Genomic DNA, 25,543 nt, shown 5'->3' on the forward strand with positions numbered 1-25,543 from the left:
TATGGCAACCAACTGTTAACGAATCACCTTCCTCGTATTAACCAATATCAAGAAGGATATTGACATCTACATCAGCTAAATTTTTATTTATGGATAATTCTTTAATGTCGCTGGCTTGTGTGTCATCTTCAGCGCGCATAAGGTTGTGTGGCTCATCATCGATGATGGCAACGTTCAAGGTATTGGGTGTATATATTCTATATTGGCATTTTTATGAAAAAGTATTTATCTCTTTTATTTGTTATGTGTGCATTTCCAGCGTTTTATACTCATGCAAATGATAGCCTTGTGAATATAAAGAAAAATCACAAAATAACATTGAGCTATTCGTATAATGATTTCCCTTTCTCATATGTTGATAATGACAAGCCAGTAGGTATGGCGATTGATATATGTCGTGATGTTGTTGAACAGCTAGAAAAAGAGCTAAATATCCCTCATATTGAGATTAATTGGGTTGGGGAAAAACAGAGTGTAACTTTACAAAAAGTAAAAGAACATACTGTTGATATGACATGTTCGGCAATTACCCGTACAGATTCACGCCTTAAAAGTTATAATTTCTCTAACCCCTATTTTATTACCACGACAGTGTTACTTTCTAAGAAAAAGGAATCTGTTCAGGAAGCAAGTCAATTGCGGGGTAAAACAATTGCAGCCGTTTCTGGTGGTTCCGCCATTGAGCGTGTTAACAAACTGAACCGTAAACTGGATTATTCGCTTCTGATGGTAACGACCCAAGATTTTGCTTCGGCTTTAACACTCCTCAAGTCTGAAAACGTCAAAATGTTAGCTAACGACGAGGTCTTACTCGCCGCATTTAAAGCTGGTGACCCCGAGAATTATGTCATCAGTTATGTCGACTTCGGCGATATGGATGCTTATGGCTTAATGATGGCAAAAGATTCCGTTGAATTAACCGGTCTGGTTAATCAATCTTTAGGCGAAATTATCAACAGTGGAAAATACGTCGAACTGTATAACAAATGGTTTATGTCGCCCGTCCCGCCATTACAGCAAAATTTGCATATGCCAATGAGTAAAGTATTACAGCATTATGTGAAAGCAAGTGCGCCAGGCGCGACATACCGTGCGTCGTCACCTGAATAACTGCGGGTTGTCAAAATGTTAAGCTGTAAGGTACAAAAAATAACCAGCAGAAAGAATAAGCCAGGGGCCAAAGGCTACTGGCTGGTTTAGCTTTTGGCGTTTCAATAAATGCATAATTACCGCCGCCAATAAGCCACCCATAGCCGCAATCATGACTAATTGTGGCAAAACTTCCCAGCCTAACCAGGCACCAATAGCCGCCAATAATTTAGCATCGCCACCGCCAAGTGCGGCTCTCCCGGTCAATTTTGTGAAAATGACTGACAGCAACGCAAACGCCAGATAGCCGCACATAGCACCGACCACTGCATCCTGTAGGGTGACAAAGCAACCGTTAAAGTTCACCAGCAAACCACACCAAATTAAGGGTAGGGTGAGGGCATCGGGTAATAACATCGTCCGCGCATCTATAACAGCAAGCGTTAATAACACAGATATAAAAAACAAACTCGCCGCGAGCTGTATTCCAGGTGGCCATAACACTCCTGCAAAGACAAATAACGTAGCACAGGTTAATTCGACCAGCGGGTAGCGCACGGGAATGGGTTGCTGGCAGCAACGGCTTCTCCCGCGCAACAGGCACCAACTCACGACCGGTAGTAAATCGCGGCGTAATATTGGATGCTGGCAAGAACAGCAGGTTGAGAGTGGCCAGCACAAATTATAGGTAGGCCGGGAAGGGGCTGGGATATTCAGCGTAAGCAAAGCCTCATCCTGCCATTGGTCGGCGAGCATTTTGGGTAAACGCCAGGCGACAACATTTAAAAAACTACCGATCAGTAACCCCAGAACACCCAGCATTGCGCCCCAGGTGATGGGATAAAAAGAAGCTAGTTCAATTAACACCATCACCATCACCAGTCCGACAGCGCTGTTACGCGGAACGTTTGCCCTTCAAACGAGAAAATACTGTCATCCGGTTCAATTTTCATAAGCTTTACTCCAGCACCGACAGCGGCTCCCTCGTGGTAATCATTGCCGTTAAGATTGATAACGCTTTTGCCTGTTTCACTGGAGTAGACGTGAGCATTGTATTTGATGGAAGGCATTCGCCGCCGTGCGTCCTCTGATAACTGCTCAAGGCCTGGATAGGTATCTTCATTCGCCATTTTTTCATCCGACACGACGCTGCCTGGTTCTTCGGCCTCTGGTGACTCTTCCTCTGGAACAACTTCCGGTTCGGCTTCTGGTTCAGCAGGCAAAGGCTGTGTATTAAACGTCAGCGTGTTGCTAACAATGCGCCAGGGTTGGGTTGCCTGATGTAGTACTTCAACTCTTTTGACAGTCGGTGGATTATGCAGGCTGTACCAGCCGTAGCAGGCAGCAGCCCCCGAGAGTGCCGCAAAGGTCAAGCCTGAACACCAGCTTAAAATCAGAAACCCTTTAGCTGACAATCTCGAGTGTGGTTTGAGAGTAAGTGACAGGTTCATGGTTTCTCCTGCTCTATCGTGTTGTTGGTCGCCTGGTCGCGGGCAGGAATCGTGCCATCAAGAGTGGGAATATCCAGTCCGGGCTGATTGCTCAGGCGCAGTAATGTTTGCTCTCCTGCAATCCCATCAGCAGGCAGGTGCTGCAGTTTTTGATATGCGAGGATTCCCGCCTGAATTTTTGCACTCTTTTCACTCACCGGCGTTTTTAATGCTGTCGTGAGTCGTTGAGCCACCCATTGAATATCTTCTGTCGGGCTATGATTGGTGACGTGAGTCACGCCGCTGGCAGGCATTTGCCAGATTAACGTGGCATCTTTTTGAAAGCGCTGATTAAGCCAGTCGAGGGAAACCTCCCATTCCTGGTTGGCGAAAAGAAGTGATGCCTTGCCATCTTTGACGTGGCTGAGCACCGCAAACCAGTGGCCAAAAGTCTTATCTTTGAGATGCACGACAGCGGGATAATTCAGGGAAACTAACTCACTTAACTCGCCAAAAGTGCGAAAGCAGCGCAGCGCAGCGAGGGATATTGTCTCGCATGGCGATATGTCATCCGCACTCTCATAACCCCAGGTTGCGCTCAGTAACGAAAAAGCATCACTCTGATTGCGGGCCTTATTTACAGCAGCCGCAAACGACGCCTGAGCTTTAGGGTCGGGTGCAATACTCACCGGAACTTTGACGGTGCGTACTTGCGGTTGCGGCAGCCATCCCCACTGTTTCCAGCCAAACCCGCCGACAACAAACACAAGCATGCAGGCCACGACGAGGGTCATGGCTCCGGGCATTCCGCCAATATCGACCCGCCCCGTGACCTTGTGAGCAGCTTGCGCGGCATGTGATGAGGTTATGCGCCAGCGCCTTTCCAGCGCTGCATCCACTAACATTTGCTCGCAAAGCCGATTGATAATACGTGGAATACCTTTACTGATGCGCGTAATGACACTGACAGCACCACGCGAAAAGATAGGGTGTAAACAGCCCGCTTTTTGCAGGCGAAACCGCACTGCCGCGTCTACATCTTCGGCCGACAACGGTGTGAGGAAATAGCGTGCTGTCACGCGTTGCTTAACCTGAACCAGGCTGGAGTGGTCGAGGTTATCTTCAAGTTCTGGTTGGCCGATAAGCACAATCGACAACAATTTTCTGTCGTCAGTTTCAATATTGGTCAGGGCGCACAGTGCTTCAAGCTGGGCGAGGGTGAGATGCTGCGCTTCATCGATTAGCAATACCGCCTGTTTTCGCCCCCTGTGGTTATGACGTAAAAAGGTCTCCAGATCGGTTTCTTCGGGCAGATGAAACGCGCGGCAAATTTGCGTCATTAGCGCTATGGGGGAATTTAACGGGGCAATCAAATATGCCGTTTCGGTTTCGACTCCCGCATGCAGGCAAATATGGCGAGTCAGGGTGGTTTTACCGGTGCCGGGTGAACCTACCAGGGTCATAAAACCACCTGACACAATGGTGTGATGCAGCAGGTTCAGGGCTTCCCGATGCGCCGGGCTAAGATAGAGATAATCGGGGTCGGGCGAGAGCGTAAAGGGTGCCGCATTCAGCGCGAAAAAATCCTGGTACATGGTTCATGTTCCTCTTACAGGCGCTTACCAACGCCCTGATGTTTCGAAGGTATAACGGCCTTGTGATTCATGACCGGCACTTTGCGCCAGTAGCATCAATAACGCAGTCGGGAACGTAGGGCCGGGCGTGACCTCACCTTGCAAGCGATACTGTTGTACTCCCTGTAACAAGAGCTGCCCTTTGCTGTGAAGTTGTTCGGAGGTTTGCGTGATGTCGGCAAGCCATTGCTGGTTCACGCACTTGATGCGCAGGCGGGTATCGCCGGTATTCACAGTCGCGGCGATATCCACCAGGTTCCCATTACTCCAGCGAATATCGGCTACTGCCTCAATACAGTTGCGAGGAGTAAAACGAAGCTGTGTCAGATGAGCGTTTATGTCGCCACTGAGTTCGGCTGAAAGTCGCATGGCATTGCCCAAAACCGCTGCCGGGAAACGCAGCGTAGCCTCCTGAATGCTCCATTCGCCGTTCCAGCCAACGATCCCGTGACCGTTAATCATGCGAGGATCAGCCAGTTCAATATCTGCCGCGATCTTTCCCTCGAACAATCCCGCACTACGCCAGTTCCAGCTAAGTGGGCCAACTTGTTGCTTGCCCAGCACTAAGGACTGCACCTGGCCTTGCCAGAGCGTGCCGCTGGCGCCCAGTAATGAGACTCCCGCGGACAAAGGTAACCAGGCGATGACCAGGCGGGCGGGTATCATCAACATCAGCCCCAGCAGGTAACCCAGTAATAATGGCAGTAGCAAATATCGTCTTTTCATGAGCGGCTACGCCCGGATAGCACTAAACGTTCCACCTGCACATTGCCCTGGCCTTTATCGGTCAGTTCAACCTGCTGTGGGACGATGCCATATTGAAGTTCAAGGGTTTGTAGCCAGTTTGCCAGCGAGGTAAAAGGCAGTGGCGTGGCGTATCTGATCTCCAGCGCATTGTCGTTTTGCGTCACTGGCGGGGCAGGCAGATGTGCATCGGTGCTGATGCGGGTCATTACATCGGCCATATTGGTGACTGGCAGCGAAATCGCCGTTTTTTGCCCGATCTCACTTTGCATCTGGGCCAGCTGTGCCTTCATTTGCTCAAGGCGCGACATTGCCGGGTGATTCTCTTTTTGGCGTTTTGGTTTCCGGTTGAGATAAACCGTAACCGTTCCCGACCTGGTGTTTTCTTCAGCGATGCGCAGTGAGAATCCGGCGGGAATTCGCTGTTCGATAGCCTGTAATGCGATGGTCGATGTGCCTGAGAGTTGCGCTTGCAGCTCCTTTTGCGCAGCATCAAATTGCAATGTTTGCACGCGAACAGTAGAGGGAAGCACGCTATCTAGTGTTCGGGCTAAAGGCAGGAATTGGCTGTTTCGCTCCTCCATCTTCTTTTTAAATGCAAACCACGGGTCACTCACCGGTTTGCTATCCGGGAAGGCGTGGCGGTAGACAGCTGTCATCTGCTCCTGAAGCGCAGATTGCTGGTGGCTCAGGCTGAGACTCTCCAACCCACGGGCTGCAAGTACCATAACCAGGCTTGCGACCAGCAAATACACTGGCGTGCGCCACACACCAAAGCTGCCGGATTTATTCCTCTGTGGGCGATATGTGCCTTGCAGCAAGGAGACGGGCGGAAGATGGACCGCGCGCAGCGGCATGGTTTGTGTTGTGGTTTGCCACCCGGAGACTTGCGTTGCGGGTAAACAGGTTATCAATTCATCTTCAAGCACCATGCCTTGCCAGCGCGATTCACGAATCAGATGCTGTTTATCAAGTGACCAGCGATACCCACCTACAGTTTGCGGCAGCGCTAAAACATCAGGCAGCATCCGGCTGGCTTGCAAACCGGCCTCATCCAGCCAACGCAACCACTCCTGCATTAAGGTGTGTTCTACCGCGGCCAGATGAACTGATGGTGATTCGTGGGCAAGCACCGCCACATGCAATCGGGCCGGGTCTTCAACTACTTCATCTTCGAGTAGAAAAGGCAGCGCGTTGCGCGTTTTATGCGTCAGTCTTCCTGGCAAGTTGACGGAGCGCAGCACCAAATCGCAGGCTGGCACCAGCGCAATTACCTGGTTGCCATTGGCATATTCCTGCAAGCTTGCGAGCATTGCTGCATCGGGCACCTCGCCGGAAAACAACAGCCGATCGTCTGCGGAGAATAGCCACCAGAACATGGGTTGATGTGCATGGCTTGCGAGACGGATTAATAAAGTTTCACTCATGGCCAAACTCCCGTCTCACGACTGCGAACAATAACCTTGCGGTCGCTGGCGCGATAAAAATGGCTGATCATTCGGCTGTGTTGTTGTTGGTTTTCGATGGTGAGTGACGAAACAAAATAGTCACTGTTCACCGTAAGAGATCGAGAAATTTCGGGGCCGGCGATACGCTCATCGCCGCCAGGAATAAGGGCTAAAAACTCATCGACACTTTTCCAACCTTCCGTCGGGCGGCGTTTAATCAGCTCACGGGCTGACTGAACGGACAGGATATTCAGAAACAGTGCAGACAACAGCGGCGCCTGTGGCTCCTCAAGTGTGTTGATATTCACCGCAAGAGATCGCTCGGGAATAGCGCAAACCAGTGGCTTGAGTGTCCGATATAACTCTCCACTTATACCTTTGACGGCACGTAATTCGCTCAGGTGTCTCATCGGTTGGTTAGCGGGCAAATAGGGCGGATTAAGCGCCATGTAGTCATGGTCTTCTGCTCCTAATAGTTGTGGGTCACTGTTAGCATCCAACCAATCCTCGACGGTCGCCGCGAGCTTCCGGGCGCGCAGGTTGTCTACCTCAATCCCCTGTAAAAGCGAGACAAATACCTGTTCGTGATACTGGGCCAGATTGTCCGGGTTATTCTCGTCATGGTTTTGTAGGCTGTTGAGATTAAAGCAGGCTTGCTCATCACGGATCTCAGCACGCAGTGCAACTTCGTTAATCGGCCAGACCTCTTGCTGTGTGGCCCAATACTGCGCTCGGGAGGTTTTTTGCGGGCTATCTATCATGTCCTGATACAGCACTCGGGCGACGAATGCTTCACCACCCAGAAGATACTCATGCATTTGTAATTGGCTCAGTAGCGTATGGCTGCGCTGCCACATCTGCCGGTAACGGGCCGTCATTTGCGAAGCCAGAAGAGCCATAACAGAAAGCAAAAGTAAGACGACAAGCAAAGCCATACCTCTTTGATATTTCATTGGGCATTCTCACTTGCGGCCAGCAGAAAGCGCCGCGTAATGAGACCGTAATCGGGTAACTCCAGCGTGACCTCCACCGCTTGTGGCAGTTCGCGCACCGCCGTCCATTGTGTTAACCAGTGACCGTCACGGTAATAACGCAGGCGGAATTGCCGCACCGACTTCAGCACCACAGTTTGGTTAGGCTCGGTGCCCGGTAGGTTATCCGGGTAACGCCATGTCACTCGTTCAAGTTGTGAATCCTGTAAACGCCAGCCCAACTTTTGCAGTTCGCTACGGCGCAGGCGGGCATCGGGATTAAACCAACCGCTGCGGGTAAACATCACACCATCGCCTTTGCTTTGCAGCAGGCCATCGGCTGCGCTAAACACCGTGTTCCCCGGAGCGCCCGCCTCACGCACGGTGCGTGGGAAGCTCTGGATAAAGTCATTTTCCAGTTGCTGCATGGCAAAACTGAGCTCGGTCAGCCGTGAGATCTTCGCCTGGGTCACGGCGTTGTTACGTAATACACCCTGAAATACCGCCTGAGCCGTGAGGGTTAGTAGGGCGAAAATCACCAATGCGACCAGCACTTCCAAAAGCGTAAAACCCCGCTGATTGCTGTTCATGGCTGACGGAAAAAATAGCTACGCAGTTGAATGCGCGGATCATCGTTCGGCGTGGAACGCACCTGGATTTCAACGGCGCGTAATAATGGATCTCTTGTTGTCTCTCCCAGGCGTTGCCAGTACCAGTTACGCCCTGCGAACGGCTCTTTTCCGGAAACTTTTTCCAGCGCTGGCCAACCTCCAGCCAGGCGCAGATCGACCATCTGATTTTCCGCGACCCAACTGCCAAACAAGCTTTCTTCCATAGATTGCAGTGCCATCATTTGGCTACTGAGGCTGTTCATTAATGCAAGGCTGGCGCCGGCAAAAATGACCATTGCCACCATCACTTCCAGTAATGTCATTCCGCGTTGCTTCATGGTGTGGTGTCCGTAGCATCAACCAGCTGCACTTCACCGGCTTCGCTGACGATTAATGTCGCGATGGCCTTTTTTTGCGCGAAGGCGCGCAGCTCAAAAGGGGTGACTTCACCACCGGGAAACAGCAGCAACTGCGGCTTATCGTCCTGTTCATCTGCTGGTGATTCGTCAAGCAGTAGATCCTGTTGCGTCAGCTGTAATGTGATGGTTTCGCCATCAGGTTGCTCCACTGCTGATATAGCCCGCCAGCCGCGAGAACTGCTGAGATCCTGCACCATAAATTGATAGCCGTGAGCCCTGATGCTCAGGCCCAATAATGAACCCTGAGCCATCGCTTCCATGCGTTGCACTGGAATGGCATCGGCAAGCCGGGCCAGCATTTCGCGCCCCTGTTTTTGGGGGGAGTTTGCCGGTAGCGCCATCACAACCAGGCTTGATGCCGTAGCGATGATTGCCACGACCAGCATCATTTCGATGAGCGTAAATCCCCGGTTGCTCGTAGCCCTGCTCATTAGCTTTTGGCTCCGCTCATATCCCAGTTGCCAATATCGTCATCGTTGCCCGCTTGCCCATCAGGGCCTGCGGAAAAGATATCAACCGAGCCATGCTCGCCGGGGCTGACAAGTTGATAAGCGTTTTGCCATGGATCTTCCGGAAGGCGTTTTATATAGCCGTTCTGTTTGTAGTTTTTCGGCACCGGTGCGGCTTCCGGTTTGTTGAGTAACGCATCTAACCCCTGTTCGGTGGTGGGGTAACGCCCATTGTCGAGGGTGTACATATCCAGCGCATTTTCGAGTGCCACGATATCGGTGACCGCTTTTTGTCGGTCGGCCTGATTTTTATTACCCATCAGATTCGGTACCACAATGCTGGCAAGAATACCGAGGATGACGATCACCACCATAATTTCCAGCAAGGTAAAACCTTGCTGCTGAGGCTTACGCATAACGACTCCTTTTCAATGACTGATCATGTTATTTAGTTGCAAAATAGGTTCGAGAATTGCCAGCACGATAAACAGCACCACGCTTGCCATACTGACCACCAGCAGTGGCTCGAACAGGCTCAGTGCGAGGGTCATCTCTTGCTGTAACGCGTTATCCTGGTTGTCAGCTGCACGAGACAACATGCTATCCAGGGTGCCGCTTCGTTCGCCGGAGGCAATCATATGCAGCATCATCGGTGGGAACAGGCGCGTCTGTTCTAAGGCTCCGCGCAAGGTGCTGCCTTCGCGTACTCGTTGTTGGGCAAGATTGATGCGTAGACGCGCTTCAGCGTTTTGCAGCACTTCACCACTGATCTGCATGGCATCCAGTAGCGGTACGGTGCTGGCATTGAGAATACTGAGTGTGCTGGCAAAACGGGCGGTATTGGTGGCCCGGCTAAGCCTGCCTGCTATTGGCAAACGCAGCACTAAATTGTGATAACGCAGGCGATTTGCCGGGGTTTTTAACCAGCGACGCCAGTAAAGTGCCGCACCGGTTATGGCAACCAGAAAAAGCACGCCAAAACGTTGCAGCATTTCGCTGCATCCCATCAGCAGGCGGGTACTGAGCGGCAGTTCCTGTTTCATGTGGACAAACTGCTCCACCACATTAGGGACGACCGTCACCAGTAAGATGGCGATGACACCTACAGCCACCACGGTAAGAACACAGGGGTAAACCATCGCCTGGCGCAGCTTGTTTTGCATCTGCTGACGCTGCTCGGTGTAATTTGCCAGCCGCATTAATACATCATCGAGGTGGGAAGACTTTTCACCAGCCGCCACCATGGCGCAGTAAAGGTCATCGAAGGCGGCAGGGCTCGCAGCCATGCTTTTTGCCAGCGTTTGCCCTTCAAGGACACGACTACGCACGCCGTTAATCACACTCTGGATGCGGGCTTTTTCCGTCTGGTGCGAGACCACATTCAGGGCTTCCTCCAGCGGAATTGCCGATCCCAGAAGCGTGGCAAGCTGGCGGGTAAACAGGGTTAATTCACTTTTGCGCATTCCCGGGGCGCGGCGGAATGAAAAATGACGGGAGGCGCTTGTTGATGCGCCCACTTCGCTAATTGAGACAGGGAGTAATTGCCTTTCGCGCAGTTGTTGGCGAGCGTGACGGACGGAATCCGCCTCAAGCGAACCTTGTTTTGACTTGCCTTTACTGTCCAGTGCCTGCCAGCGGAAATCAGCCATGATTATTCCTCCCGGCTCACGCGGAGCACTTCTTCGAGTGACGTCACGCCTTGCCGCACCTTTTCCAGGCCGTCATCGCGCAAGGCCGGTGTACTGGTGCGAATAAGCGCTTCCAGCTCATCCTCCGTAGCATCGTGGTTAAGCGCTTTGCGAACGGATTCATCGATAACAACCAATTCGTGTAGCGCGGTGCGCCCGCGATAGCCGGTGTGGTTGCAGCATTCACCGCCGACCGGTTGCCATAGGTGGGTAACATCGCTGCCAAAGCCGTAACGCAGGCGTTGCTGTTCATCCAACAATTGCGGGGTTTTGCAGTGCAGGCAGAGTGTGCGCACCAGGCGTTGGGCAAGCACTGCCGTAAGTGAAGAGGCGAGCAAAAACGGCTCCACGCCCATATCTCGCAAGCGAGCAATGGCACCAATGGCACTGTTGGTATGCAGCGTCGAGAAGACTAAATGCCCGGTCAATGAGGCCTGAACGGCAATCTTCGCGGTTTCGGTATCGCGGATTTCGCCGATCATTACCACATCCGGGTCCTGGCGTAGGATTGCGCGCAGCCCCCTGGCAAAAGTCATATCGACTTTGTTATTGACCTGCGTCTGGCCGATGCCATCAAGGTCGTATTCGATGGGGTCTTCCACCGTCAAAATATTGCGCTCGTGGTTATTAATTTCAGATAGCGCGGCATAAAGAGTGGTGGACTTACCCGAACCCGTTGGGCCGGTGACCAGAATAATGCCATATGGCTTACGTACCAGTGTGGACATGGTCTGCTGTAAACCCGCTGACATTCCCAAGTGAGAGAGCGCCAGATGGACGGTGTTTTTATCCAGCAGGCGCAGCACGACCCTTTCCCCGTGGCTTGAAGGCAGCGTTGAGACACGGACATCGACGGCCCGCCCGCCTATACGCAGGCTAATACGCCCATCCTGCGGAACACGTTTCTCGGCAATATCGAGACGTGCCATGATTTTGATGCGTGAGATAAATACCGCCGCCAGTTGGCGCTGTGGCTGGATAACCTCACGTAAAACACCATCGATACGAAAGCGAATCGCAAGCCGGGACTCGTAGGTTTCAATATGAATATCGGAGGCAGCAAGTTTTATCGCTTCGCCCAGCATGGCGTTGATCAGGCGAATTATCGGCGCATCATCCTCCATATCGAGCAGGTCTTGCGTACCAGGCAGCTGCCCGGCGAGATCGCTAAAACTCACGTCGTTACCCAAATCCTCCATTAACTGGCGCGCTTCGCTGCCATCGCGTTGATACTCTTTGATCAAGAGTTGCTCAAATTGCGCTGCGGCGACGGCGTTAACCGAAAATGACTGGCGCATGACACGACGTATTTCCAGCAGGATTTGTGGCCTGAGTTCGCCATGATGTATCAGCACTGGCGTCTCATTTTGCCACTGCACCAGCACGCCGTGATCGCGGGCAAAGCTAAAGGGGAGCTTTACCCATTTTCGCTCCTCACTCATTGAAGAAGCCTCCGCGCGGTCGGGCACCCGGTGTTGCAGGCAGAGTCAGGTCAGGGGTGGGGAGGGCGAGAGGATCACGATTGAGACGATCGGATTTTTGTTCATCACGGAACTGGCGATATTTTTCATTGGAGACGCCGTTATAACTGGCGCCATCGCGCAGGATGACCGGATGAATGAACACCATCAGGTTTTGTTTGCTGGTGCTGGTGCTGTTGTAGCGGAACAGATAACCGAGCAGCGGAATATCACCGAGGATCGGTACTTTGCTGACGCTCTCGGTGGTTTGGTTGTTCAGCAAGCCGCCGAGCACCACGGTTTCGCCGCTTCTGACCATTACCGCATTGTTGATGGTGCGGGTGTTAAACGTGGCACCCAGGTCACTCCCGGCCGAAGATGAGTCAACGGAACTGGCAGAGGCCACGCTTGAAACCTCCTGCTCAATATTAAGCAACACGCTTTCACCGTCATTAATCTGCGGGATAACCTTGAGCTTAGTGCCCACCGTTTTGCGCTCGACGGTGTTGTACACGCTGCCGGTTGTACTGGCCTGGCTGCCGGTAATGACCGGGACTTCCTGGCCAACGTTTATGGCCGCTTCTTTGTTATCAAGCGTAACGATGCTTGGCGTGGCGAGAATATTGCTGCGTGAGTTGTTGGCAAGTGCAGTGACCAGCCCGCCCCAATTACCGTTATAAAAACCGGCGGCGATACCGTTAAAACTACTGAGTAAGGCAGCACTGCCAGACGAGCCGTTTTTCCGGTTTTCGGCGGCGACCACGGCGCTTATCGGCAGGCCGGTGCTGGTAAATTGGGTTGCGCCACCATTTTCGTTAAACCACTGCACGCCGAAATTGAGCGCGTCGCCATCCTGCATTTCTACAATGACTGCCTCAATCAACACCTGGGCGCGGCGGATATCGAGACGATTGATGATTTGTTCCAGCGCCTGCATGGCATCAGGCTGCGTGGTAATAACCAGTGAGTTGGTTTGTTCATCGGCAACAATGCTGACCTCTTTGCCGTTAAATGTAGTGCTGCTGGCACCGGCACCTGAGTTGGCAGGCGCGGTTTCACCTTTGGCTGGTTGGGATGGTGATGAGTTTGCGCCGCTCAGGACCGCAACCAGGTTTTTCGCCTGGGCGTATTTAAGATAAAAAACGCGAGTGTTCCCCTGATTTTGCTCTTCACGGTCAAGCTGACGGGCGATAGTGATTAAGTGCTGACGGCCCTGTGCGCTGCCAGAAATCACTACGCTATTGGTACGTTCATCAGCCACCACGTTCGGTGCCAGACCGCTGCCTTTACGGTCGTTTTTGTTTAAGCCATTAAGGATTAAACCCATCTCACGTGCAGAGGCGTACTTTAATTTAATGATGTCTGATTGCTGATTACCGGCTGAGTCTACGCGGCGCACAATTTCTGCCAGACGATTCACAACCGCCGCACGACCGGTCACCAGCAGCACATTAGCGGATTCGTAATGCACCACATTTCCGGCCCCGGCGTTATCGTTAAGCTGGCGCAAAAGTGGGGCGAGTTCTTTCACATCGACGTTTGAAACCGGAATAACGCGCGTCACCACTTCGTCACCGGTTCCCGCATGGTAATCATCGGCCAGCGGGATAGCTGCGGTTTTGGCATTGGCAGCTTTCACCACCTTCAGCACGCCACTGGCACCTGGCACTACGGCGAAACCGTACACATCCAGCACACTCAGGAAGAACTGGTAGTACTGCTCGTCATTGAGCGAGTCATAGCTACGAACGTTGACCACACCGCGCACGGCGGGATCGATAATGATGGTTTTATGCAGGTTTTTACTGACGATATTAATAAATTCCTGAATATCGGTACTTTTGAAACTGGCGCTGTAATTGGCTCCCCAGGCAGCAGGCAAGAGAGCCATCAGCAGAGTGAGGCTCTGGGCAATTCTTGTTATTTGTAATGACATACCCAACCTTACTTTATTGATAAATCTACAAAAATGTTCTTCTCAGCATCACCACGCACAATAGTGATATCAAGCTGCGTCAATGTGCTGAGTTGGCCCATAAACTTTGCGGCCTCTTGCGGCTCGCGTAGGTCAAAGCCATTGATGGCGATTGCCAAATCGTTGGGCTGTAATCCACTTTGCTGAAAAAGCGTGGCCTCTTTGCCTGGATTGAGGCGATATCCCTGCATCACGCCGTCTTTGTTCACCGGTGTGATTGCCACCATCTCCAGCAATTTTTTCGGCTCTTTCAGTAACTGATTCCGGGTAGTCGCAAGTGTGTCAGGTACGCTTGCGGCTGCGTCGTCATACAACCGTAGGATTTCATGCTGCCCCCCGTTAAGCAGTTCAACATGGTCATCTTTAATCGCGACGACACTCGCCTGTGTTCCGTTGATAACATCATGAATACCGTAACTATTTTGATGTCCACCTTGCTCAATAATCACCAGTGAACTTTCTGATGAGCTACTGACTATCACCCCGGTCAGTCGTACTTTTAGCGAGGAGAGTGTTGCCACTTGTGCTATCTCTTTATCCCCGCCTGGGAATAGCGTCTTGAACCTGATTTCAGCAGGTGTGGCCTGCGGGTTAGCGTTGTGTGCCTGAGCCGGAATTGGTGTTTGCGGATAAAGCATTTCACCAATACGCCATGTAGCGACAGCCAACTGATAGCCAAGACCACAGAGCAATACCACTGTCACCATCTGCGCTAAAAATGGCTGAGAAAAACTCAGCCTGAACACCGGTTTACTCATTAACACTGATTGCCTTATTAACCAGGGCGAGAACGAACTCGCCCTGGATTGACTTATTGACTTACGGTGACAAAATCAGCGGCGTTCACACCCGTCGGCAGTGCAAGCGCACCCGGAGTGGTGCTGCTGACTACAATTTCCTCGCTAACGTTGAAGGTCACAGGTTCACGACCCGTTACGTCGGAAGAAGGAGACACCCAGGCCTTGTAGGTGCCTGGCTCAACAATCCACTGGTTCTTTTGCGGGTCAAAGCTTGCCAGCGTTTTGGCAGGGATAGTGAAGGTCAGCTTCTGGCTGGCACCGGGTTGCAGGCTGTCTGTTTTGCTGAAGGATTTAAGCTCAAGAGCCGGTTTTTTCAGCTTAACTTCTGGTGCGTTGATATAGACCTGGGCTGCTTCTTTCCCGGCTACGTTGCCGGTGTTGGTCACCGAAACGCTGAACGTGATGCCACCTTTTGCGCCATTACTCAGGGTGTTCGACTCAACTGCCGCGCCGTCATAACCAAAGGTGGTGTAGGAAAGGCCGTAGCCGAACGGCCAGGCAACCGGTTTGCTGAAGGTGCTGTAGTAGCGGTAGCCCACGTAGATGTCATCGTTATAAGAGATTTCATCTGGTGTGCCGTCGCCGTTGGTGTCTTTGCCCGGGAAGGTGTTTGCGGAAGGGACATCGGCATAAGACTGCGGAATGGTTTGTGCCAGTTTGCCCCCAGGGTTGACGACGCCAGAGAGCACGTCGGTGATGGCAAAGCCCGCCTCCTGGCCCGGCAGATACGACAGCAAAATGGCATCGACTTTATCGGCCCACTCGCTGGTATCGACGATGGCAGAGACATCCAGCACGACAACCACTTTCTTGCCTGCAGCATGGAATGCATCAGACGTATTTTGAATCAAATTGAGTTCATTTTCGGTCAGCAGGTAGTCGCCACGTGTATTGGTGCGGTCCACACCTTCACCCGCGATTCGCCCGATAGTGATCAGTGCTGCATCATTGTTCTGCGCAGCACTTTCAACCACTGCCGGGTCAATTGCCGGGTCGTCACAGGTAAAGTAGGTGCCGATCGAGGCCACAAAGCCCGGGTGCTCTACTTTATTTTGCGCGTAGTAATCGCGATAGAATGAGGTTAGCGACTCATCAACGGTGTACTGCTGTTGCAAGCCTTCGGAAAGCATAATGGTCGCTTCATTGTTAACCTGGCCGCTACCTGTGCCACCTTTGATAGTTTCAATCTGGCTCACCCCAAAACTTGCGAGCTTCAAACGCGGTGTTAATGGCAGCGCCTGGTTGTCATTTTTTAACAACACCATGCTCTCTGCCGCAGCCTGGCGTGCCAGTACTCGGTGCTGTTCGAGGTCAGGTTTATTGGACGCGGCGTAGTTGTTATAAGAAGGGGACTGGAAGACTTGCGAGAGAATATGTTCCACGTTAACCGTGACATCTGCTTCGCTAATATCCCCCTTTTTATAAGAGTCTTTCAGTGCGGCCAGCACACCGGTATTGTTGAAAGCACCGGTTACCGGGTCGGTAAATCCACCAGGTTCAATCAGGTCATTACCCGCTTTTAGCTGTTTCCAGCCGGTCAGTTCTGGAGTCCCGGCGAGCCAGTCGGACATTACCAGCCCTTTAAAATCCCACTCATTACGCAAAATATCGGTCAGCAGGTCGCGGCGTTCGTTGGTGTAAGTACCGTTCAGTTTGTTATATGACGACATCACCGCCCACGGCTGCGCTTCTTCTACGGCTATCTGGAAACCGCGCAGATAAATCTCACGCATTGCGCGCGGCGAAACGATGGTATCGATGGAGTTACGGTTGGTTTCTGAGTTGTTGGCAACAAAGTGCTTAATGGTGGTGCCGACTTCATTTGACTCCACACCGTCAACCATAGCGGCGGCAATTTTCCCGCTCAGCAATGGGTCTTCAGAGTAATATTCAAAATTACGCCCGTTCAGCGGGTTACGTTGAATATTCATACCCGGTGCGAGAATAAAGTCGACGCCATATTCTTTAATTTCTTCGCCCATCGCTTTACCCACTTGAGCCACTAATTTTGTGTCCCAGGATGAAGCCAGCAAAGAACCAATTGGCCAGGCGGTGGCATAGAAAGTTTCAGAACTACCGTTTCGAGTACTATTAATACGCAATCCGGCGGGACCATCGGCTAATTTTGCCGCAGGAATATCCAGCTTGTCGCTTTTTACGCCATTGATATAACCAGCAACACCGGATACATCATTTTTATTATTAGTAGCCGGATATTCGCCATTGCCAAGATCCATTCCAGGCCCGACCACCATATTAAGCTTTTCTTCAACGCTCATTTTACCGGCGGCTTCTTTGGCCATTTTTTGGTAATACGCGGCGTCTTTTACTTGTGAGACAGGCGGTTCTTCCTGGCTGTCGTCATCATCGTCGTCATTACAACCAGAAACCATCCCAGCTAATGCCAGGGTGAGACAGATTGTCAGGGTATTCAATTTTGATTTAACGCTTAAGGATTCCATTGTTATTGGCCTTATTTATGTAGGGTATATATCCAGGTTTCGCAAAGGTAAGTACATCAACAGCAGCGGAATAATAACCAGATAAATGGCGGGCGACTTTGCAATGGAAAGCTAATTCTGTGCTCCTGGGAGCAGGGCGTTTTTTTGTGAGTGGTATCTCAAAATAATGCAGGGTGCTACAATACATTAACATTACAAAAACAATATTAACGTTCAACTTTGTGCAAGGTCCACATGCTTACCAGAAGCGTATCTAATTCAATATATAGGACAAGTCTTAATAATTTACGTCAAAAAGGAATTGACACAAATAACTTGTTAGGGGGCCTGGGTTTGTCAACTCATGAAATAGACAAACCCTACGGGCGTATTACTGAACATAACCATTATCAATTGATGGCAAAAATTAGTGGGCTTAATAAAACGCTCTATGGGAGTGCTATTCCGGAAACTATTTACATTAATAGTGTTGAACATTCCCATGCTATTTTTCCAGAGTTAATAGGTCTGTGCCTGAATGAAAAAACACTGGAATCAGCATTATGGAGTTTTTCGGATAACCGGTTTTTGATTGGCAATTGTGATGATCTTTTTATAGAAAAAGGGCAGTCACATACTCGCATAAGATATAAAAACCGTGCGCCACACTCTGTTAATAACCCTTCAGCCATCTTTAATCTGGTGTTGCTTGGCAGTATATTGAAAAGTTATTCCCCAGGTATGAGTATGCAAATAGAGCTTACGGACTCAGCGGTTCACCATCAGACGCTGGTGAACGATCTGTTTAACAAAACCTGTTTGCTGCGCCAGGAGCACGATGCCATTATTCTGGAAAACCGCTACCTGGATTGTGAAAACGCCTCATTTAACCCGCTGCTAAATCGCTTACAAAAGAGCCATGTAAGCGCACTCAAAAAACAAATTTTCAAAGAGCCACCGCTGACCACGGCGGTGAATGCAATTATTGAACAGTGTTATTTGTCAGGGCAGGAAACTTCAGCAAACTCAATACTGGAAAAGGTATGCCAGGAGCTACGGATTAGCCGCTGGACGCTCAACCGCCGCCTGCAACTCGAGTCAGCGACGTTCACTCAGCTTCTAAACCAGCAGCAGTTGCTACTGTCGATGCGTATGCTGCGTGAATCGACGCTCTCGATTCAGGAAATCAGCGACTGCCTGGGGTTCTCTTCGCATTCCGTTTACTCACGATTCTTTAAGAATCATGTCCAGCTATCTCCTTTGCAGTTTCGGGATAAAGGTCGGGACTGTGAGAGCGGTTGTTGATGCCTCTACCCGCTGTGAGTTAACCCCGGCATTCGCGGAATAAATCGCTGCCCGGCTGGTAGACACTGGTGCTGATGTCCCAAATCCCGAGAACCGACGAGAACAGGTTGTCATGGGAGTACGGTTTTTTCGCCGCATTATCTTGTAAACAAGAGATGTTGATGTGTTTCTCGGCGATAAAGCCCGGTGACATCCACACTTGCATTGGGATATGCGTTTGCTGATCCGGGGCCAGTTTGTACGGCGTACCGTGCAGATACAGGCCACTTTCTCCTAATGACTCACCGTGATCGGAAACGTACAGCAGCACGGTATTGTACTTGTCACTGTATTTTTTCAGCTTCTCAATCATTTGCGCTAACACATAGTCAGTGTGGCGAATGGTGTTGTCGTAGGTATTGACCAACTGCTCCTGGGTACAGTTTTCAATATCACTGCGTGAACACTCCGGCATGAAGTGGCGATGCTCTGCTGGGTAACGCTGGTAATAGGTCGGCCCATGGCTGCCAATCATATGGAAGGCGACCAGTTTGTCTCCGGCCATTTTAGCCACTTCAGCATCAAGATTTTCCAGCATCACATCGTCATAACAGGTTTCGCCATCACACAGTTTCGGGTTATCGGTTGGCTTGATTTCGATAGTCGGAATGCGGCTACACACACCTTTACAGCCTCCATCGTTCTCTTTCCACAACAGTGAAACCCCCGTTTTCTGCACAATGTCGAGGAGGTTGTCGCTGTTGTACGCTTTCTTACCGTCGTAGTCAGTGCGGTTCATATTCGAGAACATGCACGGTACGGAAACAGCGGTGGCGGTACCGCAGGAGTGAACATCTTTAAATGAGATAACCCCACCGGACTTGCTGGTAAAGGCGTTGGTATCTCGCGAATAACCATTCATCGAGAAATTCTGGCTACGGGCCGTTTCACCAATCACCAGGAACATCAGCGTTGGTTTTTCTTTATTGGCAACCCGTTTGGCATCATCGCCCAGCGACTGGAAGGGTTCTTTGGTCGTAAAGTACGTATCCTTCAGATAGCGAACGGTACTGTAGACGTAGTTAGCCGGGATAATTTCTTTGTTGAGCGTGGAGTTGTTACGCCCAACCGAGGCGTAATCCTGGTAGTAAAGCGCTGCAACACCTGCAATAAGCGCCAGCGATGCCACCATCGACAGCAGGCGATATGCGATGCCTTTGTACCATTTTGCTGGATATTCAATTTTAATTAAAAACAATAAGATAGCAGGCAGTACGCCGGTCAAAAGAATCCATAAAATAATCGAACCATTCAGATAGGAATGCGCTTCTTGCGGGTTCGTTTCAATGATGTTTTCAATCATCGATTGATCAAACATCACTTTATATTTCAGCGTCGAATAACTGACCATTGAGCCAGTAATTAGCAGCAAGGCAAAAAATGGCTTCAATAGAAAACGAATAGAGAAGGGCATGAAGACAAAATTGAGAGCCGCAACTAACACGAAAGGTATGGAGATAACGAAACCGATTTTTACATGCTCAAGATGGGTCAAGATATCGTAAAAATGCAGTAACACGGGCCAGTTGAGTAAGAAGGCAAAGACGACCGCCAACAGTAAAATCAGCGGGATGACCTTCATCCTGAAAAGTACGGGCATTAACATCTCCAACAGGTTCATTTTTATACTATTGATACACAGGCGAGCAGGATGGGTTTGCCATCGGAATTTCTGCCATAGACCACCAGAGGTGTATGTGTGAGTGTGATTATTAATGACCAACCTTAATTTAACCTTAATGTATTCCATGAGATAAAAATTAAACGGCTATTAAATGAATGCATATAAAAGAAAGGAGAGGGGAACTTTTTGGTTTTCTGGTTTTTGTGACAATTCCGTGAACTTAATTGCCTGGTGTTTATCTCGGTTTATTTATTCAAATTATTTACATCTTAATATTGACCTAAGAAATCTCTGCTAAGTTGGTTTTAATTTAACAGTGGTTTAGATAGCAGCATTGTGAATCAATCATGTTGTGCTTTTATTTAATTAACCTGCTTCATGATTAATAAAGTTTCTACTTAATTACAGGGATATCCAATGAGTGAATTTCTGCCCTTCTCACGGCCCGCTATGGGACAAGAAGAACTCGCTGCTGTAAGTGAAGTTTTGCAGTCTGGTTGGATAACAACAGGCCCCAAAAATCAGGCGCTCGAACAGGCATTTTGCGAGTTAACAGGCAATAAACACGCTATCGCAGTCAGCTCCGCGACGGCAGGCATGCATGTGGCGTTGATGGCATTGGGCATCCAGGCTGGTGATGAAGTGATTACCCCTTCTTTGACCTGGGTTTCCACTCTCAACATGATTGTGTTGTTAGGTGCCGAACCGGTGATGATCGATGTTGACCGCGATACCCTGATGGTAACGCCTCAAAGCATTGAAGGGGCGATTACGCCACGCACGCGCGCCATTATTCCTGTGCACTACGCCGGGGCTCCAGCAGATATCGACGCTATCCGCGCGATAGGTGAGCGTCACGGAATCCCTGTAATTGAAGATGCAGCACATGCCGCTGGAACCCACTATAAAGGCAAGCATATTGGCGACCGTGGGACGGCAATTTTCTCCTTCCATGCCATTAAAAACATGACGTGTGCTGAAGGCGGATTGATTGTCACTGACGACGAGCAGCTTGCAAACCGGATGCGTAGTCTGAAGTTTCACGGGCTCGGTGTTGATGCTTTTGACCGCCAGACATTAGGGCGTGCTCCACAGGCAGAAGTGATCACTCCAGGGTACAAATACAATCTCGCCGATATTAATGCAGCAATTGCCCTGGTGCAGTTAAACAAGCTTGAACAAAATAACGCGCGGCGTACTGAAATAGCTGAACGTTATTTAGCTGAGTTGGTCAATACGCCTTATTTACCGCTTATCCATCCTCAATGGGCACATAAACACGCCTGGCATCTTTTTATTTTACGTATTGATGAATCTCGTTGCGGAATTACCCGCAATGAATTTATGGGGGCTTTAAAAGAGAAGGGAATTGGCACTGGGCTGCATTTCCGGGCCGCTCATACACAGAAATACTACCGCGAACGCTACCCAACACTCTCTTTGCCTGATACCGAATGGAACAGCGACCGTATTTGCTCCATTCCGTTATTTCCAACGATGTCCGATGACGACGTCTCGCGCGTAATCAATGCATTACGTGAAGTTGCAGGAAAATAATATGATGACCCCTTTACCGATCCACAAAGTCTCTGTGGTTATCCCGGTTTATAACGAACAAGAAAGCATACCCGAGCTTATCAGGCGCACTACGGCCGCGTGCGAAACCTTGGGTAAGGATTACGAAATTTTGCTGGTCGATGATGGCAGCAGCGATGAATCCGCCTCCATGTTGACTGATGCTGCCCAGTTGCCCGGCAGCCATATTGTTGCGGTGTTGCTCAACCGTAATTACGGCCAACACAACGCGATAATGGCCGGGTTTAGCCACGTCACCGGGGATTTGATTGTTACCCTCGACGCTGATCTGCAAAACCCGCCGGAAGAGATCCCGCGCCTGGTGGCAAAAGCTGATGAAGGCTACGACGTGGTGGGGACAGTACGCCAGAACCGCCAGGATACCTGGTTCCGTAAGCGAGCTTCACGCCTGATTAATCGCCTGATTCAAAGCACGACTGGCAAAGCGATGGGGGATTACGGCTGCATGTTGCGCGCCTATCGCCGCCATATCATTGACGCGATGCTTAATTGCCATGAACGCAGCACTTTTATTCCTATTCTGGCAAACACCTTTGCCCGTAAAGCGACCGAGATTCCGGTGCATCACGCCGAGCGCGAGTTTGGTGATTCCAAATACAGCTTTATGCGTTTAATTAACCTTATGTACGACCTGGTGACCTGCCTGACCACCACGCCGCTGCGCATGCTGAGTGTTTTCGGCAGCATTATTGCGGTGCTGGGCTTCACGCTTTCAGTTCTGCTGGTTGTTTTACGTCTTGCCTTCGGGCCGCAATGGGCGGCGGAAGGGGTGTTCATGCTGTTTGCGGTGCTGTTTATGTTCATCGGCGCGCAATTCGTGGGCATGGGACTGCTGGGTGAATACATCGGCCGAATTTATACCGATGTCCGCGCCCGCCCTCGTTATTTTATTCAGCGCGTAGTTAGCCGCGACTCAGTCTCAACTTCAAAGGAAAATCATCAATGAAAGCTGTTGTATTTGCTTATCACGACATTGGGTGTGCAGGCATTAATGCACTGGTAGCTGCCGGTTATGACATTACAGCTATTTACACCCACCCTGATTCACCTTCTGAAAACCATTTTTTTGGGTCAGTGGCTCGTACCGCCGCAGAACATGGCATTCCTGTTTATGCACCGGATGATGTGAATCACCCTTTGTGGGTTGACCGTATTAAATCCGCTGAGCCTGATGTGATTTTTTCGTTTTACTATCGTAATTTGCTGTGCGATGAAATTCTCAATAGCGCGACGGTAGGGGCTTTTAACCTGCATGGTTCGCTGTTGCCGCATTACCGTGGCCGTGCACCGCTAAACTGGGTGCTGGTGAAAGGCGAAACTGAAACGGGCGTCACGCTGCATCGTATGGTTAGCCGTGCAGATGCCGGTGCTATTGTGGCGCAACATCGAGTGGCTATTGCCCCGGAAGAAACGGCATTAACGCTGCATCATAAATTGACTAAAGCGGCGTCTCACCTGCTGGAAGGTATTCTTCCGGTGATCAAAACCGGGTATTTCCCGCAGGTCGAGCAAGATCACAGCAAAGCGACAGTTTTTGGCCGCCGCACGCCGCAGGATGGCTGCATCAACTGGCATTCCCCGGCTCATGAGATTGATAATCTGATTCGCGCGGTGACCGACCCGTGGCCAGGTGCATTTAGCTATGTGGGTGGCGCTAAATTTGTTGTCTGGAAAGGGCGCGTGCTCGAAGGGTTTCAGCCGGCGAAAGCGGGAACAGTGCTATCCGTAAGTCCGCTTATCATTGCCACCGGTGGCGGTGCACTGGAAATCGTTACCGGTCAAACCGAAAACGGCGTCTACATGCAGGGTTCACAACTGGCGCAAACCCTTGGCCTGATGGCGGGTGCATTGCTCAGTAACCAACCGGTATCAGCAATAAAACGTCGCACTCGCGTGCTGATCCTCGGGGTGAATGGTTTTATCGGCAACCACCTGACCGAACGCCTGTTGCAGGACGATAACTTCGAAGTTTACGGCCTGGATATCGGCTCCGACGCTATCAGCCGTTTTATCGGCAATGAGCGTTTCCACTTTGTAGAAGGTGATATCAGCATTCACTCCGAATGGATTGAATATCATATTAAGAAATGTGATGTCGTGCTGCCGCTGGTTGCCATCGCTACACCCATTGAATACACCCGTAACCCACTGCGCGTGTTCGAGTTGGATTTTGAAGAAAACCTGAAAATCATCCGCGACTGTGTGAAATACCAGAAGCGCATTATCTTCCCATCTACGTCCGAAGTTTATGGTATGAGCACCGATAAAGTGTTCGATGAAGATAACTCGAACCTGATTGTTGGGCCTATCAATAAACAGCGCTGGATTTACTCGGTTTCAAAACAACTTCTTGACCGCGTTATCTGGGCGTATGGCGAAAAAGAGGGCTTGCGCTTCACGTTATTCCGTCCGTTTAACTGGATGGGGCCGCGCCTGGATAACCTTAATGCCGCACGTATCGGTAGCTCGCGCGCAATTACTCAATTGATTCTTAACCTGGTAGAAGGTTCGCCGATTAAGCTGATTGATGGTGGTAAACAAAAACGCTGCTTTACTGATATCAGCGACGGCATCGAAGCGTTGTTCCGCATTATCGAGAACAAAAACAGCAACTGTGATGGGCAAATCATCAACATTGGCAACCCCGATAACGAAGCGAGCATTAAAGAACTGGCGCAAATGCTGCTGGAGAGCTTTGAAAAACACCCATTACGTAGCCATTTTCCGCCGTTTGCCGGTTTTCGCGAAGTGGAAAGCAGCACTTATTACGGTAAAGGTTATCAGGATGTGGAGCATCGCAAGCCGAGCATCCGCAATGCTCATCGCTTAATAAACTGGAAACCAACGGTTGAGATGGAACAAACCATTGATGAGACCCTGGATTTCTTCCTTAAAACAGTTGAACTGACGGAACCTCAGGCATGAGAAAAGTTGGCCTGCGCATTGATGTAGATACATGGCGAGGCACCCAACAGGGGGTTGCGCATCTTCTTGAGATCTTAAGTTTGCACGGTATTCAGGCCACATTTTTCTTCAGCGTTGGCCCGGATAACATGGGCCGCCATTTATGGCGGCTGGTGAAACCGCAATTTATGTGGAAGATGCTGCGCTCAAAAGCAGCATCGCTCTACGGTTGGGATATTCTGCTGGCGGGTACGGCGTGGCCGGGTCGTAAAATCGGCGCAGGTAATGCAGATATTATTGCGGCGGCAGCCGATCACCATGAAGTCGGCCTGCACGCCTGGGATCACTTTGCCTGGCAAACCTGGGCGGGTGTCTGGGATACCGCGCAACTCGAGAAGCAAATTCAGCTTGGGTTGGATGCGTTGAGTCAGATTATCCAGCAGCCAGTGACGTGTTCCGCTGTCGCGGGCTGGCGCGCCGATCAGCTCGTGGTGCGGGCAAAAGAACGGTTTGGTTTTAGCTACAACAGCGACTGTCGCGGCACCACGCCGTTTCGGCCACTTTTACCCGACGGCAGCTTTGGGACAGTGCAAATCCCGGTGACGCTCCCGACCTGGGATGAAGTGATTGGTGATGGCGTCAGCCGTGAAGGCTACAACGGTTTTATTCTCGACCGCATCAAACAAGACGCTGGCACGCCGGTGTACACCATCCACGCCGAAGTGGAAGGTATTGTGATGCGTAAAGACTTTAGCGAATTGCTCACCATGGCCGCACTTGAAGGGATTCAGTTCTGCCCATTAAGCGAACTGTTGCCGGAGGATTTGTCCACGCTGCCGTCGGGCAAAGTGGTGCGCGGTGTTATTGCTGGCCGAGAAGGCTGGTTAGGAAGCCAACAATTAATCGAGCGTTAAAC

22 protein-coding genes are annotated in these 25,543 nt (G+C 50.7%); 6 read left to right on the forward strand and 16 right to left on the reverse strand.

Features of this window, described 5'->3' with window-relative positions; all coding sequences use genetic code 11:
- Positions 1–213: 213 nt before the first annotated feature.
- Positions 214–1,110, forward strand: coding sequence for a transporter substrate-binding domain-containing protein (locus LVQ79_RS00310; protein WP_232863468.1), 897 nt, complete (start codon positions 214–216; stop codon positions 1,108–1,110).
- Positions 1,111–1,128: 18 nt separating this feature from the next.
- Here the strand turns inward: LVQ79_RS00310 and LVQ79_RS00315 are convergent, their stop codons facing one another.
- From LVQ79_RS00315 to LVQ79_RS00385, 15 genes are read right to left on the reverse strand one after another with little or no spacing between them, the layout of a single operon-like run.
- Positions 1,129–1,959 carry a prepilin peptidase gene (locus LVQ79_RS00315; protein WP_232863469.1) on the reverse strand — a complete coding sequence of 277 codons (831 nt, stop codon included), beginning with the start codon at positions 1,957–1,959 and terminating at the stop codon, positions 1,129–1,131.
- A gap of 5 nt (positions 1,960–1,964) precedes the next feature.
- Entirely contained in the window at positions 1,965–2,540 is a 576-nt protein-coding gene (locus LVQ79_RS00320; protein WP_232863470.1) for a general secretion pathway protein GspB, read from the reverse strand.
- A complete protein-coding gene (locus LVQ79_RS00325) occupies positions 2,537–4,114 on the reverse strand; it encodes an ExeA family protein (protein WP_232863471.1) in 1,578 nt (525 codons plus the stop codon). Before LVQ79_RS00325 ends, LVQ79_RS00320 begins: the two co-directional genes overlap by 4 nt.
- A gap of 24 nt (positions 4,115–4,138) precedes the next feature.
- Positions 4,139–4,879, reverse strand: coding sequence for a type II secretion system protein N (locus LVQ79_RS00330; protein WP_232863472.1), 741 nt, complete (start codon positions 4,877–4,879; stop codon positions 4,139–4,141).
- A complete protein-coding gene (gene gspL / locus LVQ79_RS00335; protein ID WP_232863473.1) occupies positions 4,876–6,324 on the reverse strand; it encodes a type II secretion system protein GspL in 1,449 nt (482 codons plus the stop codon). The genes LVQ79_RS00330 and gspL overlap by 4 nt, the downstream gene beginning before the upstream one ends.
- The gene (gspK, locus tag LVQ79_RS00340) at positions 6,321–7,298 is read right to left on the reverse strand and encodes a type II secretion system minor pseudopilin GspK (RefSeq protein WP_232863474.1); all 978 of its coding nucleotides are present in this window, start codon (positions 7,296–7,298) and stop codon (positions 6,321–6,323) included. The genes gspL and gspK overlap by 4 nt, the downstream gene beginning before the upstream one ends.
- Complete coding sequence (gspJ, locus tag LVQ79_RS00345) at positions 7,295–7,906, reverse strand: type II secretion system minor pseudopilin GspJ (protein ID WP_232863475.1); 612 nt, start codon at positions 7,904–7,906, stop codon at positions 7,295–7,297. The genes gspK and gspJ overlap by 4 nt, the downstream gene beginning before the upstream one ends.
- Entirely contained in the window at positions 7,903–8,265 is a 363-nt protein-coding gene (gene gspI / locus LVQ79_RS00350) for a type II secretion system minor pseudopilin GspI (protein WP_232863476.1), read from the reverse strand. The genes gspJ and gspI overlap by 4 nt, the downstream gene beginning before the upstream one ends.
- Positions 8,262–8,777, reverse strand: coding sequence for a type II secretion system minor pseudopilin GspH (gene gspH, locus LVQ79_RS00355; RefSeq protein WP_232863477.1), 516 nt, complete (start codon positions 8,775–8,777; stop codon positions 8,262–8,264). The genes gspI and gspH overlap by 4 nt, the downstream gene beginning before the upstream one ends.
- The gene (gene gspG / locus LVQ79_RS00360) at positions 8,777–9,211 is read right to left on the reverse strand and encodes a type II secretion system major pseudopilin GspG (RefSeq protein ID WP_232863478.1); all 435 of its coding nucleotides are present in this window, start codon (positions 9,209–9,211) and stop codon (positions 8,777–8,779) included. Before gspG ends, gspH begins: the two co-directional genes overlap by 1 nt.
- Positions 9,212–9,223: 12 nt before the next feature.
- On the reverse strand, positions 9,224–10,444 hold the full coding sequence (gene gspF / locus LVQ79_RS00365; RefSeq protein ID WP_232863479.1) for a type II secretion system inner membrane protein GspF: 1,221 nt from the start codon (positions 10,442–10,444) through the stop codon (positions 9,224–9,226).
- 2 nt (positions 10,445–10,446) lie between these two features.
- A complete protein-coding gene (gspE, locus tag LVQ79_RS00370; RefSeq protein WP_232863480.1) occupies positions 10,447–11,925 on the reverse strand; it encodes a type II secretion system ATPase GspE in 1,479 nt (492 codons plus the stop codon).
- Entirely contained in the window at positions 11,918–13,879 is a 1,962-nt protein-coding gene (gene gspD, locus LVQ79_RS00375; protein ID WP_370639810.1) for a type II secretion system secretin GspD, read from the reverse strand. Before gspD ends, gspE begins: the two co-directional genes overlap by 8 nt.
- 8 nt (positions 13,880–13,887) lie before the next feature.
- Positions 13,888–14,676, reverse strand: a complete 789-nt coding sequence (gspC, locus tag LVQ79_RS00380; protein ID WP_232863481.1) for a type II secretion system protein GspC — start codon at positions 14,674–14,676, stop codon at positions 13,888–13,890.
- A 53-nt stretch (positions 14,677–14,729) separates the two neighbouring features.
- Entirely contained in the window at positions 14,730–17,180 is a 2,451-nt protein-coding gene (locus tag LVQ79_RS00385) for a beta-glucosidase (protein WP_232863482.1), read from the reverse strand.
- 726 nt (positions 17,181–17,906) lie between these two features.
- On the opposite strand from LVQ79_RS00385, the gene LVQ79_RS00390 reads away from it, so the two are divergent.
- Positions 17,907–18,464: a helix-turn-helix domain-containing protein gene (locus LVQ79_RS00390; RefSeq protein WP_232863483.1), complete on the forward strand. Its 558-nt coding sequence runs from the start codon at positions 17,907–17,909 to the stop codon at positions 18,462–18,464.
- A 19-nt stretch (positions 18,465–18,483) separates the two neighbouring features.
- Here the strand turns inward: LVQ79_RS00390 and LVQ79_RS00395 are convergent, their stop codons facing one another.
- Positions 18,484–20,103, reverse strand: a complete 1,620-nt coding sequence (locus LVQ79_RS00395; RefSeq protein WP_232863484.1) for a phosphoethanolamine transferase — start codon at positions 20,101–20,103, stop codon at positions 18,484–18,486.
- A 441-nt stretch (positions 20,104–20,544) separates the two neighbouring features.
- On the opposite strand from LVQ79_RS00395, the gene arnB reads away from it, so the two are divergent.
- Genes arnB through arnD form a run of 4 tightly spaced genes read left to right on the forward strand, consistent with a single transcriptional unit; the run spans position 20,545 to position 25,541 of the window.
- Positions 20,545–21,684 (forward strand): UDP-4-amino-4-deoxy-L-arabinose aminotransferase, encoded by a 1,140-nt coding sequence (gene arnB, locus LVQ79_RS00400; protein WP_232863485.1) that lies wholly within the window; start codon positions 20,545–20,547, stop codon positions 21,682–21,684.
- A 1-nt stretch (position 21,685) separates the two neighbouring features.
- Positions 21,686–22,669 carry an undecaprenyl-phosphate 4-deoxy-4-formamido-L-arabinose transferase gene (gene arnC / locus LVQ79_RS00405; RefSeq protein ID WP_232863486.1) on the forward strand — a complete coding sequence of 328 codons (984 nt, stop codon included), beginning with the start codon at positions 21,686–21,688 and terminating at the stop codon, positions 22,667–22,669.
- The gene (arnA, locus tag LVQ79_RS00410) at positions 22,666–24,648 is read left to right on the forward strand and encodes a bifunctional UDP-4-amino-4-deoxy-L-arabinose formyltransferase/UDP-glucuronic acid oxidase ArnA (RefSeq protein ID WP_232863487.1); all 1,983 of its coding nucleotides are present in this window, start codon (positions 22,666–22,668) and stop codon (positions 24,646–24,648) included. Before arnC ends, arnA begins: the two co-directional genes overlap by 4 nt.
- Complete coding sequence (gene arnD, locus LVQ79_RS00415) at positions 24,645–25,541, forward strand: 4-deoxy-4-formamido-L-arabinose-phosphoundecaprenol deformylase (protein WP_232863488.1); 897 nt, start codon at positions 24,645–24,647, stop codon at positions 25,539–25,541. The genes arnA and arnD overlap by 4 nt, the downstream gene beginning before the upstream one ends.
- Positions 25,542–25,543: the final 2 nt, after the last annotated feature.

Source organism: Buttiauxella cochleicola (assembly GCF_021282405.1).
In the GTDB taxonomy this organism is placed as follows: Bacteria; Pseudomonadota; Gammaproteobacteria; order Enterobacterales; family Enterobacteriaceae; genus Buttiauxella; species Buttiauxella massiliensis.